Origin of the sequence: Pseudomonas sp. NLJ1, from assembly GCF_049486705.1 — a bacterium.
Taxonomy (GTDB): domain Bacteria; phylum Pseudomonadota; class Gammaproteobacteria; order Pseudomonadales; family Pseudomonadaceae; genus Aquipseudomonas; species Aquipseudomonas inefficax.
Genome location: NZ_CP137735.1, coordinates 2315858 through 2330343, shown reverse-complemented (window position 1 = coordinate 2330343; position 14486 = coordinate 2315858). Strand labels below are relative to the sequence as shown.

Here is a 14486-nt window from a genome sequence, read left to right as displayed (position 1 = left end):
CGTTGCCTGTGGGAGCGGGTTTACCCGCGAATGCGCCAGATCAGGCAGCGATGTCGCTTAGTCGGACGCTTTCGCGGGTAAACCCGCTCCCACAGGGACCGCGTAATACCGCAGGTCAGTTACTGGACAAACGGTCCCCACGGGCAAAGCGCCAGGTGCGGATGATCTCCAGCCGGTCGAACTCGGCCAAATCCCCGGTAAACGGCGCAAACGGCGCCGCCAGCCGAACGATGCGCTGCGCCGCCTGGTCCAGCACCGGCTGCCCGGACGACTCCAGCACCAGTACCTCATACAGCGAACCATCGCGGTTGATCGACACCATCATGCGCAGGTTGCCGTAGATCTGCTGCCGACGCGCTTCGTCGGGGTAGTTCAGGTTGCCCACCCGCTCGACCTTCTTGCGCCACTCTTCCTTGTACCAGGCGCCCTTGTCGCGCATGGTCGAGGCGGCATTGAGCCGGTGGATGCGCGGGCGCTTGGCGTACATCTGCTGCTCGTTGGACAGCTCCGCCTCCAGGCTGGCGATCTGGCTGGACAACTGCGAGCTGTCGAAGTCCGGTGCCGGGGCTGCCGGCTTGGGCTGCGGCTTGCTTTCCTTCGGCTTGGGCTCGACTTTCTGCGGCTTGGGCGCCTTGGTCACCACTGCCGACTTCTCGGGCGTAGGCGGCGGTGTTACCTCGGGCCTGGCCGCGGGTGGCGGGGTGATCTTGTTGATCTTGCTGTCCTGGAACGGTGCCAGTTCGGTGGTCTTGGGCACCGCTTTCTTGTCCAGGGTGCCGCTGCCCTGCTGGTTGTCCTGGGCTTGGAAATCGGCCTTCTCCGGCGCTTTCTCGCTCTTGAAGGTGGCCAGGGTGATGTCCATGGTGTGGCGGATTTCGGCAGGCTTGACCACGCTGAAACCGACACCAAGGATCAGCGCCAGGTGCACCAGGGCAGCCAGGAACAGGGTAAAGCCGAGCCGGTCCACTGGGCGAACACGGGGAGGCAGCAGGTCGGCGGGGATGTCAGCGGGCAGCGTCATCGGGTTTCCAGCAACCGCAGGGCGGGGTAGCAGGCCAGGCTAAAAGGACCCGCATCATACCCCACTCTGGGTTGTAGCCGTGCGTCGGCGGTCAGCGCGCCTTCAGCTGGCGATCAATGGCATCCATCAATTGCCCGCCGATGTCGGTGTTGTAGGCGGCATCGATCTCGCGGATGCAGGTGGGGCTGGTGACGTTGATTTCGGTGAGGTAGTCGCCGATCACATCAAGACCCACGAACATCAGGCCCTTCTCGCGCAGGGTCGGGCCGACCTGGGCGGCGATCCAGCGGTCGCGGTCGGTCAGCGGGCGTGCCTCGCCACGGCCGCCGGCGGCCAGGTTGCCACGGGTCTCGCCGCTGGCCGGGATACGCGCCAGGCAGTAGTCCACCGGTTCGCCGTCGATCATCAGGATGCGCTTGTCGCCGTCGACGATCTGCGGCAGGTACTCCTGCGCCATGATCTGCTGGTTGCCATGCTGGGTCAGGGTTTCCAGGATCACCGACAGGTTCGGGTCGTTCTTGCGGTGGCGGAACACCGAGGCGCCGCCCATGCCGTCCAGCGGCTTGAGGATTACGTCACCACGGCTGTTGGCGAACTCGCGCAGGATGTCGACACGGCGGCTGACCAGGGTCGGCGCCATGCACTGCGGGAACTGGGTGGCGAACAGCTTTTCGTTGCAGTCGCGCAGGCTCTGCGGGCGGTTGACCACCAGCACGCCTTCGCGTTCGGCCTGCTCCAGCAGGTAGGTGCTGTAGACGAACTCCATGTCGAAGGGCGGGTCCTTGCGCATCAGGACCACATCCAGCTCGGCCAGCGCACTGTCCTGCTCCTCGCCCAGCTCGAACCAGCGGGCCGGGTCGGCGAACACTTTCAGCGGGCGCATCTGTGCACGGGCCTGGCCGGCGCCCAGGTACATATCGCGCTGCTCCATGTAGAACAGGCTCCAGCCGCGTGCCTGGGCGGCCAGCAGCATGGCCAGCGAGCTGTCCTTCTTGTAGGAGATGGACGCGATGGGGTCCATGACAATGCCGAGGCGAACGCTCATGGGGTGGTTCCTCTTGGCGGCAGGTGGCCGCGATGGATCGAAAGAAAAGTGGCTCAGGGTGGCGCCGTGAACGCCGCCGGTCAAGGGGCGCCGCAGATGGAACGGCCACCCGGAGTGTGCTAAAAATGCCAGGCATAGCGCTATACAACAGGCCTTTGGGGCTGCTGCGCAGCCCTATCGCGACGCAAGGCCGCTCCTACAGGAGATCGCGGTCCCTTGTAGGAGCGGCCTTGTGTCGCGATAGGGGCGCGAAGCGGCCCCGGGAATTCGGCATAAGCAGCGATGGTAGCCCAAGAGATGGAACAACCCCTGAAGGTGATGGTGATCGACGATTCGCGCACGATCCGCCGCACCGCGCAGATGTTGCTCGGTGAAGCGGGCTGCGAGGTGATCACCGCCAGCGATGGCTTCGATGCCCTGGCCAAGATCGTCGACCACCAGCCCAGCATCATCTTTGTCGATGTGTTGATGCCGCGCCTGGACGGCTACCAGACCTGCGCGGTGATCAAGCACAACAGTGCCTTCAAGGACACCCCGGTCATTCTGCTGTCGTCCCGTGACGGCCTGTTCGACAAGGCCCGCGGCCGGGTGGTCGGTTCCGACCAGTTCCTGACCAAACCGTTCAGCAAGGAAGAACTGCTCGACGCGATCCGCGCCCACGTGCCCGGTTTTGCCGCAGCCCAACAACACGCACCCTGACCGCGCCCCGCCATGGCACGGTCTTTCTTTCCTGATGGGGAAACAGCATGGCCCGAGTTCTGATTGTCGACGACTCGCCGACAGAGATGTACCGATTGACCGAATGGCTGGAAAAGCACGGCTACCAGGTGCTCAAGGCCAGCAACGGTGCCGATGGCGTGGCCCTGGCCCGGCAGGACAAGCCCGACGCGGTGCTGATGGACATCGTCATGCCCGGCATGAACGGCTTCCAGGCTACCCGCCAGCTCAGCAAGGACCCGGAAACCAGCGCCATCCCGGTGATCGTGGTCACCACCAAGGACCAGGAAACCGACCGTATCTGGGCCACGCGCCAGGGCGCTCGTGACTTCCTGACCAAACCGGTGGAAGAGGACGCGTTGATCGCCAAGCTCAAAGAGGTGCTTGGGGCTTGACCACCCGCCCGCAGGGCGCGTCGCTGACCGCCTTCGAGTTGTTGCTGGACATCGACCGGCGCTGCCGCCTGCTGGTCGCCGACCAGCCGCCGCAGGATATCCGCCTGCAACAGTGGAGCGGCATCGGCTTTCGCATTGCCGGGCAATGGTTCGTCGCGCCCATGGGCGAGGTGGCCGAGGTGCTGCGCGAACCGCGCAGCAGCCGCGTCCCCGGCGTGCAGCCATGGGTGTGCGGGGTAGCCAACCTGCGCGGCCGGTTGTTGCCGGTGATGGACCTGAGCAGCTTCTTCGGCCTGGGCCACGCCGCCCCTGGCAAGCAGCGGCGGGTGCTGGTGCTGGACCGCGAGGACCTGTTCGTCGGCCTGCTGGTGGACGAGGTGCTGGGCCTGCAGCACTTTGCCCTGGACAGCCTGCAATTGTCGCCACCACAACCCCTGATTCGCGCCGCTGCCCCCTTCGTGCAGGGGCACTTCCCGCGTGAACGCAACTGGGCGATCTTCAGCCCCTTCGCCCTGGCCCAGGCGCCGGGCTTTCTCGATGTGGCGTTATAGGACCTGCGAACGTGAACAAGCCTGCCACCCCCGTCACCAGCGTGACCCCGCGTACCCGCAGCATCGCGCAGATCACCGTGCTGTTCCTGATCCTGATCCTGTCGATCATCCTGCTGTTCGCCAACTTTGCCTACTTGAACACCCAGTCCAACTACGACAAGCAGTACATCGGCCACGCCGGCGAACTGCGGGTGCTGTCGCAGCGCATCGCCAAGAACGCCACCGAAGCCGCCACCGGCAAGGCCCTGGCCTTCAAGCTGCTATCGGACGCGCGCAACGATTTCGAACGGCGCTGGGGCTATTTGCGTGAAGGTGACAAGTCCACCGGCCTGCCACCTGCGCCGCCCACGGTGCGTGACGAGATGGAAGCGGTACGCCGCGACTGGGAAAACCTGCGCAAGAACACCGACACCATCCTGGCCAGCGAGCAGACCGTGCTGTCGCTGCACCAGGTGGCGGCGACCCTGGCCGAGACCGTGCCGCAGTTGCAGGTGGAATACGAGAAAGTGGTCGAGATCCTGCTGCAGAGCGGTGCCCCGGCCAACCAGGTGGCGGTAGCCCAGCGCCAGCTGCTGCTGGCCGAACGCATTCTCGGCTCGGTCAACACAGTGCTGGCCGGTGACGATGCCGCGGCCCAGGCGGCCGACGCCTTTGGCCGCGATGCCGGGCGCTTCGGCCAGGTACTCGAGGGCATGCTCAGTGGCAACGCGGCGATCCAGGTGACCCGCGTAGAGGACGCCGATGCCCGCGCGCGTCTGGCTGAAATTGCCGAGCTGTTCCAGTTCGTTGCAGGCTCGGTGGATGAAATCCTCGAAACATCGCCAGAACTGTTCCGCGTGCGGGAGGCGGCGGGCAACATCTTCAGCCTGTCGCAAACCCTGCTCGACGAGGCCTCGCACCTGGCCAACGGTTTCGAGAACCTGGCCGGCGGGCGCACGCTCGACACCGTCGGCGGTTATGCCCTGGGCCTTCTGGCGCTGGCTTCGATCATCCTCATCGGCCTGGTCATGGTACGCACCACCAACCGCCAGCTGCGCGAGACGGCGGAAAAGAACGAACGCAACCAGCAGGCGATCATGCGCCTGCTCGACGAAATCGAAGAGCTGGCTGACGGCGACCTGACCGTGACCGTATCGGTGACCGAGGACTTCACCGGCGCCATTGCCGATTCGATCAACTATTCCGTGGACCAATTGCGCGACCTGGTCGCCACCATCAACCACAGCGCCGTGCAGGTCGCTGCTGCCGTGCAGGACACACAGAACACCGCACGCCAGCTGGCCAAGGCCTCCGAGCACCAGGCCGAACAGATCAGCGAGGCATCCGAGGCGGTCGGCGACATGGTCGAATCGATCGACCGGGTTTCGGCGCATGCCTACGAGTCGGCCAAGGTGGCCGAGCGCTCCGTGGCAATCGCCAACAAGGGCAACGAGGTGGTGCACAACACCATCAACGGCATGGACAACATTCGCGAACAGATCCAGGACACTGCCAAACGGATCAAGCGCCTCGGTGAGTCTTCCCAGGAAATCGGCGATATCGTCAGCCTGATCGACGACATTGCCGACCAGACCAACATCCTGGCCCTCAACGCGGCGATTCAGGCTTCGCTGGCTGGCGAGGCCGGCCGTGGGTTCGCCGTGGTCGCCGACGAAGTGCAGCGCCTGGCCGAACGTTCGTCGTCGGCCACCCGGCAGATCGAGGCGCTGGTGCGCACCATCCAGGCCGACACCAACGAGGCGGTGATCTCCATGGAGCAGACCACCGCCGAGGTAGTGCGCGGTGCCCGCCTGGCCCAGGATGCCGGGGTGGCGCTGGCCGAGATCGAAGGCGTATCGCAGAACCTCGCCGACCTTATCCACAGCATCTCCGATGCCGCCCAGCTGCAGACTTCGTCTGCCGGGCAGATCTCCCACACCATGGCGGTCATCCAGCAGATTACCGCGCAGACCTCTGCCGGCTCCAGCGCCACTGCCGACAGTATCCGCCACCTGGCGCGCATGGCCAGCGAGATGCGCCGTTCGGTGTCCGGGTTCACCCTGCCGCCACCAGCAGAGCCCAAATGATGAGCTCAACTGATGAGCTCAACTGATGAGCTCAACTGAAAAGCCGCGCCGAGGAGTGCCCATGGCTGTAGCAGCTGTAAGCCCCGAGCGCCACGACACAGTGGCGCTGGCCTGGACCAAGGCCGCCATCCTCGACTGCCTGGGCCAGGCGCGCCAGGCGCTGGAGCGCTTTGCCGGCGAGCCTGGCGACCTGTCGATGCTGGCATTCGTGGTCGACAATCTGCACCAGGTGCACGGTTGCCTGCGCATGCTCGAACTGCGCGGGGCCACGCGCCTGGCCGAAGAACTGGAGCTGTTCGCCAAGGCCCTGGCCGATGGCCAGGTCAGCCCCCGCGGTGATTGCCTGGGCGCATTGTTCCGTGGCCTGGAGCAACTGCCGTCGTATCTGGAGCGCCTGCGCGGCGCTCGCCACGACCTGCCATTGGTGATGCTGCCGCTGCTCAACCAGCTGCGGGCCTGCCGTGGCGAGGAGCCATTGGCGCAGGCCAGCCTGATCAGCGGCGCCACCCAACGCTTTGCCGGTGCCGACGACCTGGCCAACCTCGACCTGTCGCTGGGCAACTGGCGCGAGCAGCTGCAGGCAGGGCCCGGACGCGATGCCCTGCGCTCGGTGGTAACTGCGCTGTGCGACGACCTGGTGCGCATCAAGGAGCGCCTGGACCAGTTCGTGCGCGGCGATCGCCAGCACAGCGAGCAGCTCGATGCCCTGCTGGCACCCCTGCGCCACGTGGCCGACACCCTGGCAGTGCTGGGCTTCCAGCAGCCACGCCGGGTGATCATCGACCAGGTGCTGGCGCTGCAGGCCCTGGCCCAGGGCGAGCGGGCGGTGGACGACGCGGTGTTGATGGATGTAGCAGGGGCCCTGCTGTATGTGGAGGCCACGCTCAATGGCATGGTCGGCCCGCTGGAGGAAAACGGCCAGGGCGGCCTGCCGGGCTCGGACCTGGCCGAAATCCGCCAACTGGTGTTGAACGAATCGCTGAACGTGCTGCAGCAGGCCAAGGATCTGATCGGCGATTGCCTGGAGTCCGGCTGGCCGCGACAACGCCTGCAACCCTTGCCAGGGCTGTTGCAACAGATTCGCGGTGCGCTAGCGATGTTGATGCTACCGGCGGTGGCCGAGCTGTTTGCCGGTTGCGCCAGCTATGTGCAGCGCTGGCTGCAGCATCTGGATGTAGAACCGCCAGCCGACGAGCTGACGCACCTGGCCGAGGCCCTGAGCGCTGCCGAATGCTACCTGCAATGGCGTGTGGCGGACCCATTGGCGGATGGCCAGCCCTTCATCGACATGGCGCGCGCCAGCCTGGCGACGCTGGGTGTGCACTGCGCGCTGGTCGAGGCCACCGTAGGCCACGATGGCAGCGCTGATGGCATTGATGACGAGCTGCGCGAAGTGTTTCTCGACGAGGCTGGTGAACTGCTGCCGGAAATCGAGCGCCATTGGTTGCGCTGGCGTGCCGACAACCAGCAGCGCGAGGCACTGGCAGAAGTGCGCCGCGCCTTGCATACGCTCAAGGGCAGCGGGCGCATGGTACATGCCGAGGCGGTGGCCGAGCTGGCCTGGGGCGCCGAGCACCTGTTGAACCGGGTACTCGAGGGCCGCAGCGTGCTCAGCCCGGAAGGCGTAGTGGCCCTGCAGCAGGTGTTCGTTCACCTGCCCGACCTGCTGGCCGATTTTGCCGCAGGCCAGTTGCCGCAACTGACGGAAATCGAGCAACTGGCCGGGCACCTGCATGCCCTGGCCGAAAACGATGCCCCGGTGGCGGCCGACATCGACGGCCTCGACCCGCAATTGCTGGATATTTTTCGCAGCGAGGCGCAGGGCCACCTGGCCAGCCTGGATGCTTTTCTGCAGGGCACCGACGGCCACGATGCGCAGGTCAGCGATGGCCTGCAGCGCGCCCTTCACACGCTCAAGGGCAGTGCCGCCATGGCCGGGGTGATGCCAGTCGCCGAACTGGCCACCGCCTTCGACCGCCTGGCACGTGAATACAAGGGCCACCAACTGCCCCTGCAAATGGCCGAGATCGAATGGCTGGAAGCTGCGCGCTCGCTGTTCCACCTGGGCCTGGCGCAACTCGACAGCACACCGCTGGCGGCCATCCCCGGCGCCGCAGAGCTGATCGAGCAGGTCGGCCAGGCGGTGGACGGGCACCTGGCCAGCTTGCATGGCGACCCGCAGCATGCGCGGCGTAGCAAGCGCGACCCGCAATTGACTGCCAGTTTCCTGGCCCAGGCAATGGATATCCTGCTGGATGCCGAGTCGTTGCTGTCACGCTGGCAGGAGCAGCCCGGCCAGCGCGATGCGCTGGAAACCCTGCTCGACGAACTGACATCCCTGGGCCACGCCGCACACCTGGCCGACCTGTGGCAGATGGACGACGTGTGCGAGGCCTTGCTCGACCTGTACGGCGCCGTTGAGGAGGGCAGTCTGCCCGCTGATGCACGGTTCTTCGCCCATGTGCAGCGGGCCCATGAGGCCCTGCTCGACATGCTCGACGAAGTGGCGGCTGGGCAGGACATCCCGCCGAGGGCAGAGCTGGTCGACAGCCTGCGCAACCTGCTGGGCCAGGCCCTGGCACCGGAGGCCACTGGCCTGGTGGGCATCGACACGGTCACGCCGCTGCACCCGGACATGGACCTGGCCGATACCCTTGGCCTGGGGCAGGCGCACAACCCTTTGCTGCCGCCCGTGGCCGAGCCGCTGACCGAAGAGCCGGAAAGCCCTGGCGAAGAGCTGCTGGACGTCTTTCTGGAAGAAAGCTCGGACATCGTCGAGAGTGCCGCCGCAGCCCTGGCGCGCTGGCAGGCCGACCCGCGCAGCAGCGTCGAAGTGGACAACCTGATGCGCGACCTGCACACCCTCAAGGGCGTGGCGCGCATGGTCGAAATCGCACCGATCGGCGACCTGGCCCACGAACTGGAGTTCCTCTACGAGCTGCTGGCCGCTGGCCGTATGCCGCCGAGCGCACCACTGTTCGCCTTGCTGCAGAACTGCCATGACCGCCTGGCGCACATGCTCGATGCTGTGCGTCTGCGGCAACCGCTGCATGCCGCCACCGCGCTGATCGACTACATCCGCAACTTCAGCTTCTCGGCCCTGGCCGACAGCGCCGCCGGCCAGGGGCCGGTCGAGGCCGCGATCAGTGAGGCGCCTGCGGCAGCTCCCGAGCGGGCGCCAGGCGACATGGTCAAGGTCGATGCCGAGTTGCTCGACGACCTGGGCAACCTGGCCGGTGAGCACTCGGTCATCCGTGGGCGCATCGAGCAGCAGGTCAACGATGCGCAGTTCACCCTCAACGAGATGGAAACCACCCTCGAGCGCATGCGCGACCAGTTGCTGCGCCTGGACATCGAGACCCAAGGGCGGATCTCCAGCCGGCAGCAGTTCGAAGGCGATGCCTATGACGACTTCGACCCGCTGGAAATGGACCGCCACTCGCAGCTGCAGCAGCTGTCGCGGGCCCTGTTCGAGTCGGCCTCGGACTTGCTCGACCTCAAGGAAACCCTGGCACAGCGGGCCCAGGAGGCCTACAGCCTGTTGCAGCAGCAGGCGCGGGTGAACAGCCAGTTGCAGGAAGGCCTGACCGCTACCCTGATGGTGCCCTTCGAGCGCCTGGTACCGCGCTTGCAGCGTGTGGTGCGGCAGGTGGCCAGCGAGCTGGGCAAGCAAGTGGAGCTGGTGGTCGGCAATGCCGAGGGCGAACTGGACCGTAGCGTGCTCGAACGTATGGTGGCGCCGCTGGAGCACATGCTGCGCAACGCTGTTGACCATGGCCTGGAAAGCCGCGAAATGCGCCTGGCCGCCGGCAAGCCGGAGCAGGGCACCATCCACCTGAATCTGTTGCACGAAGGCGCCGACATCGTTATCGAAATGACCGACGACGGTGCCGGGGTGCCACTGGAAGCGGTGCGCCGCAAGGCCATCAAGCGCGGCCTGCTGGACCCGCAGGCGCAATTGAGCGATCACGAGATCCTCCAGTTCATCCTGCGCCCGGGCTTTTCCACGGCCGAGAAGATCACCCAGATTTCCGGGCGCGGCCTGGGCATGGATGTGGTGCACGAGGAGGTCAAGCAGCTGGGCGGCTCGATGAGTATCGAATCGGCCCAAGGCAAGGGCGCGCGCTTCCTGATCCGCCTGCCGTTTACCGTGTCGGTCAACCGTGCGCTGATGGTGCACCTGGGCGAAGAGCAGTACGCCATTCCGCTGAACACCATCGAGGGTATCGTCCGCGTGCCGCCGGCCGAACTGGCAGCGTGCTACCAGCTGGACGCCCCACGTTATGTGTACGCCGGCCACGAATACGAGCTGCGCTACTTGGGTGAGCTGCTCCAAGGTATGCCGCGCCCGGCATTGCTCGGGCAGAGCGTTCCGCTGCCGGTGCTGCTGGTGCATTCTCAGGAGCAGTCGTTCGCCATCCAGGCCGACAGCCTGTCGCCCAGCCGCGAGATCGTGGTGAAGAGCCTGGGGCCGCAGTTTGCCGCGGTTGCAGGTTTGTCGGGGGCGACGTTGCTGGGCGATGGCCGGGTGGTGCTGATTCTCGACCTGCTGGGCCAGTTGCGTGGCCAGCAGCGGCGCCTGGCGCGCCTGCCGGGCGGCGACGCGGCCCGGCGCCAGGTGTTCGGCCCGGCGCCACGGCGGGCGTTGCTGGTAATGGTAGTGGATGACTCGGTGACCGTGCGCAAAGTCACCAGCCGCCTGCTGGAACGCCATGGCATGAGCGTGCTGACGGCCAAGGACGGAGTCGATGCCATGGCCCTGCTGGAAGAACATCGCCCCGACGTGTTGCTGCTGGATATCGAGATGCCACGCATGGACGGCTTCGAGGTGGCCACACGCATCCGCCGTGACGAGCGGCTGAAAGACTTGCCGATCATCATGATTACCTCGCGCACCGGGCAGAAGCACCGCGACCGTGCCATGGCCATCGGCGTCAACGAATACTTGGGCAAGCCGTACCAGGAGTCGATCCTGTTGCAGAGCATTGCCCATTGGAGCCAGACCCATGCTTGAATTGATCGCCGGCCAGCGCAGCAGCCTGACCGGGCTTTTGCTGCCGTTGGGCGACCGTACCCTGGTGTTGCCCAACGTGGCGGTGGCTGAACTGAGTGGCCAGCGCAACCTGGTGTGCCAGCGCGGCGAGCCGGCCTGGCATCTGGGCTGGATCGACTGGCGCCAGCAGCGCCTGCCGCTGATCGGCTTCGAAGCCGCATGTGGTGGCGAGACACCCTGCGGCGAGCGGGCTCGCGTGGTGGTGCTCAATGCCCTGGGCGATACCGGCCTGCGCTACCTGGCGTTGTTGCTGCAGGACATACCGCGCTCGTGCAAGCTCGACAGCCAGCTGAACTACGTGGATGTGGCGCTGGGCCGGCTGGAGCTGGCGGCGGTGCAGGTAGGTGAACAGGTGGCACGGGTGCCCGACCTGGTGGGGCTGGAGCGGCTGGTGCGTGACGCGCAATTGCAACCTGAGGTTGGGTAGGATGTAAGCCATAGGGCCTCTTCGCGGGTGAACCCGCTCCCACAGATACGGCACCGTCCTCAGGCTTTTTAGGATCCCTGTGGGAGCGGGTTCACCCGCGAAGAGGCCGGAACAGAAGGACGCAGGAACCCAGCCCACCTCAGGAGGTCTGTGTTTGCATGTACTACGGTGAACGCTTCAATGCCTGGACCCACCTGGTCGGTGCCGTCCTGGCCTGTATCGGTGCCATCTGGCTGATCGTGGCTGCGGGCCTGCAGGGCGACCCGTGGAAGATCGTCAGTTTCTCCATCTACGGCAGCACCTTGCTGTTGCTGTACAGCATTTCTACCCTGTACCACAGCACTCGCGGGCGGGCGAAGGTGATCATGCGCAAGCTCGATCACCTGTCGATATACCTGCTGATTGCTGGCAGCTACACGCCGTTCTGCCTGGTCAGCCTGCGCGGGCCCTGGGGCTGGAGCCTGTTCGGGGTGGTCTGGGGGCTGGCGGTGATCGGCATGCTGCAGGAAATCAAGCCGCGCTCCGAGGCGCGCATCCTGTCGATCATCATCTATGCAGTGATGGGCTGGATCGTGCTGGTGGCGGTCAAGCCATTGCTGCATTCACTCGGCAGCGCCGGCTTTGCCTGGCTGGCTGCCGGCGGGGTGTTCTACACCGTCGGCATCATCTTCTTCGCCTTCGACAGCCGCTTCCGCCACTGGCATGGCATCTGGCACTTGTTCGTGATTGCCGGCAGCCTCATGCACTTCGTGGCGGTGTCGTTGTACGTGCGCTAGTTAAAAGTCGCCCCACAGTTGCTGTGCCACCGACAGTGCCACCACTGGGGCGGTTTCGGTGCGCAGCACGCGTGGGCCCAGGCGTGCTGCGTGAAAACCGGCAGTCTTGGCCTGGTCGACCTCCGCCTCGCTCAGGCCGCCTTCGGGGCCGATCAGGAAGGCCAGGGTGGCAGGCTTGGCATGGCTGGTGAGCGGTTCGGCCACTGGGTGCAGGACCAGTTTCAGGTCGGCCTTGGCGCCGTTCAGCCATTCGGCCAGGGTCACCGGTGGGTGGATGACCGGCAAGGTCGAGCGGCCGCATTGTTCGCAGGCACTGATGGCCACCTGGCGCCAGTGGGCCAGGCGTTTGTCGGCGCGTTCGTCCTTCAGCCGCACTTCGCAGCGTTCGCTGACGATCGGGGTGATTTCGTTGGCGCCCAGCTCGGTGGCTTTCTGGATCGCCCAGTCCATGCGCTCGCCACGGGACAGGCCTTGGCCGAGGTGCACGTGCAGTGGTGAGTCGGCTTGGCCGGCGAGGGCCTGGTCGAGGCTGACGCGGACGGTTTTCTTGCCCACTTCGAGCAACTGGCCGCGGTATTCCTGGCCGCTGCCGTCGAACAGCTGCACGGCATCGCCAGGGGCCATGCGCAGTACGCGGCCGATGTAGTGGGCCTGGGCTTCGGGCAGATCGTGCTCGCCAAGGCTCAGGGGGGCGTCGATGAAGAAGCGGGACAGTCTCATGGTTGAGCTCAAGCTAAAGGTAGAAGGTGGTCCCTGTGGGAGCGGGTTCACCCGCGAATGCGGCGGTGACTCCACTATTGCATTCGCGGGTGAACCCGCTCCCACAGAGTACGCGGCGGGCTTTCGGGCTTAGCCCGGGTCACGGAAGTCGGGGTGGAAGTTGGCCGGTACGGCCACGCTGACGCTATCACGGGTGGCAATGTCGATGCCTTCGCTGGCCACTTCTGCCAAAAAGTCGATCTGCTCTGGCGTAATCACATAAGGCGGCAGGAAGTACACCACGCTGCCCAGCGGCCGCAACAGGGCGCCACGAGTCAGGGCATGTTCGAACACTTTCAGGCCACGACGCTCCTGCCATGGGTAGGCGACCTTGCCGGCCTTGTCCTGGACCATCTCGATGGCCAGGGCCATGCCGGTCTGGCGAATCTCGGCCACATGTGCGTGGTCGGCCAGGTGCGCGGTGGCGCTGGCCATGCGTGTGGCCAAGGCCTTGTTGGCCTCGATCACGTTGTCCTGCTCGAAGATGTCCAGGGTCGCCAGCGCCGCGGCGCAGGCCAGCGGGTTGCCGGTGTAGCTGTGCGAGTGGAGGAACGCGCGCAGGGTCGGGTAATCGTCGTAGAACGCCTGGTACACCTTGTCGGTGGTCAGGCAGGCGGCCAGTGGCAGGTAACCGCCGGTCAGGGCCTTGGACAGGCACAGGAAGTCGGGGCGGATGCCGGCCTGTTCGCAGGCGAACATGGTGCCGGTGCGGCCGAAGCCCACGGCGATCTCGTCGTGGATCAGGTGCACGTCGTAGCGGTCGCAGGCCTCGCGCAGCAGCTTGAGGTACACCGGATGGTACATGCGCATGCCGCCAGCACCCTGGATCAGCGGCTCGACGATTACCGCACTGATCGAGGCGTGGTGCTCGGCCAAGGTCTGCTCCATGGCCTGGAACATATTGCGCGAGTGCTCTTCCCAGCTCATGCCTGCGGGCCGCAGGTAGCAGTCGGGGCTGGGCACCTTGAGGGTGTCGAGCAGCAGCGCCTTGTAGGTTTCGGTGAACAGCGGCACATCGCCGACCGACATGGCAGCGATGGTTTCGCCGTGGTAGCTGTTGGTCAGGGTGACGAAGCGCTTCTTGCCCGGCTTGCCGACGTTCTGCCAGTAGTGGAAGCTCATCTTCAGCGCCACTTCGATGCACGACGAACCGTTGTCGGCATAGAACACCCGGTCGAGGCCGGCGGGGGTCATGGCTACAAGACGCTCGGACAGCTCGATCACCGGCTGGTGGCTGAAACCGGCCAGGATCACGTGCTCCAGCTGGTCGACCTGGTCCTTGATGCGCTGGTTGATGCGCGGGTTGGCGTGGCCAAACACGTTGACCCACCAGCTGCTCACCGCATCCAGGTAGCGCTTGCCTTCGAAGTCTTCCAGCCACACGCCTTCGCCGCGCCTGATCGGGATCAGCGGCAGCTGCTCGTGGTCTTTCATCTGGGTGCAGGGGTGCCACAGGACCTTGAGGTCGCGTTGCATCCACTGATCATTGAGGCCCATGGGCACTTCTCCTGGCTTTGCGCCTTGGTTCGACCGCGTAAGCCTAAGCAATGCCGCAGGGCAGAACAACCGCCGCTGTTCATCGGGTTGCCAGCTTCGCTTGCCACCGTTCGAATTCGCCGCAGATAAAAATGTCAGTGGCGAAAAGGACTTGATGTCACTGCGCTGGCAGGGGCGGC

The 14486-nt window shown here is 65.5% G+C and carries 11 protein-coding genes; 7 read left to right on the top strand and 4 right to left on the bottom strand.

Annotated features, from left to right (window positions below; genetic code table 11):
• Positions 1 to 115 precede the first annotated feature (115 nt).
• Positions 116 to 1021, bottom strand: coding sequence for an energy transducer TonB (locus R9B85_RS10445; RefSeq protein WP_133975914.1), 906 nt, complete (start codon positions 1019 to 1021; stop codon positions 116 to 118).
• A gap of 91 nt (positions 1022 to 1112) precedes the next feature.
• Positions 1113 to 2066, bottom strand: a complete 954-nt coding sequence (gene gshB, locus R9B85_RS10440) for a glutathione synthase (protein WP_112249521.1) — start codon at positions 2064 to 2066, stop codon at positions 1113 to 1115.
• Between the two features lie 297 nt (positions 2067 to 2363).
• Between gshB and R9B85_RS10435 the strand changes: the two genes are divergently transcribed.
• From R9B85_RS10435 to trhA, 7 genes are all read left to right on the top strand, one after another.
• Positions 2364 to 2765, top strand: coding sequence for a response regulator (locus tag R9B85_RS10435; protein WP_003257770.1), 402 nt, complete (start codon positions 2364 to 2366; stop codon positions 2763 to 2765).
• Between the two features lie 47 nt (positions 2766 to 2812).
• On the top strand, positions 2813 to 3178 hold the full coding sequence (gene pilH, locus R9B85_RS10430) for a twitching motility response regulator PilH (RefSeq protein WP_012274551.1): 366 nt from the start codon (positions 2813 to 2815) through the stop codon (positions 3176 to 3178).
• Positions 3175 to 3729, top strand: a complete 555-nt coding sequence (locus tag R9B85_RS10425; protein ID WP_112249515.1) for a chemotaxis protein CheW — start codon at positions 3175 to 3177, stop codon at positions 3727 to 3729. The genes pilH and R9B85_RS10425 overlap by 4 nt, the downstream gene beginning before the upstream one ends.
• 11 nt (positions 3730 to 3740) lie before the next feature.
• Positions 3741 to 5795 carry a methyl-accepting chemotaxis protein gene (locus R9B85_RS10420; RefSeq protein ID WP_133975910.1) on the top strand — a complete coding sequence of 685 codons (2055 nt, stop codon included), beginning with the start codon at positions 3741 to 3743 and terminating at the stop codon, positions 5793 to 5795.
• Positions 5796 to 5856: 61 nt separating this feature from the next.
• Positions 5857 to 10809 carry an Hpt domain-containing protein gene (locus R9B85_RS10415; RefSeq protein ID WP_423771011.1) on the top strand — a complete coding sequence of 1651 codons (4953 nt, stop codon included), beginning with the start codon at positions 5857 to 5859 and terminating at the stop codon, positions 10807 to 10809.
• Complete coding sequence (locus R9B85_RS10410; RefSeq protein WP_112249509.1) at positions 10802 to 11275, top strand: chemotaxis protein CheW; 474 nt, start codon at positions 10802 to 10804, stop codon at positions 11273 to 11275. The genes R9B85_RS10415 and R9B85_RS10410 overlap by 8 nt, the downstream gene beginning before the upstream one ends.
• 158 nt (positions 11276 to 11433) lie before the next feature.
• A complete protein-coding gene (trhA, locus tag R9B85_RS10405; protein WP_112249507.1) occupies positions 11434 to 12051 on the top strand; it encodes a PAQR family membrane homeostasis protein TrhA in 618 nt (205 codons plus the stop codon).
• On the opposite strand, the gene R9B85_RS10400 is transcribed toward trhA, so the two are convergent.
• The gene (locus R9B85_RS10400; protein ID WP_215520507.1) at positions 12052 to 12771 is read right to left on the bottom strand and encodes a 16S rRNA (uracil(1498)-N(3))-methyltransferase; all 720 of its coding nucleotides are present in this window, start codon (positions 12769 to 12771) and stop codon (positions 12052 to 12054) included.
• 129 nt (positions 12772 to 12900) lie between these two features.
• Positions 12901 to 14307: an adenosylmethionine--8-amino-7-oxononanoate transaminase gene (locus tag R9B85_RS10395; RefSeq protein ID WP_207879620.1), complete on the bottom strand. Its 1407-nt coding sequence runs from the start codon at positions 14305 to 14307 to the stop codon at positions 12901 to 12903.
• Between the last annotated feature and the right edge of the window lie 179 nt (positions 14308 to 14486).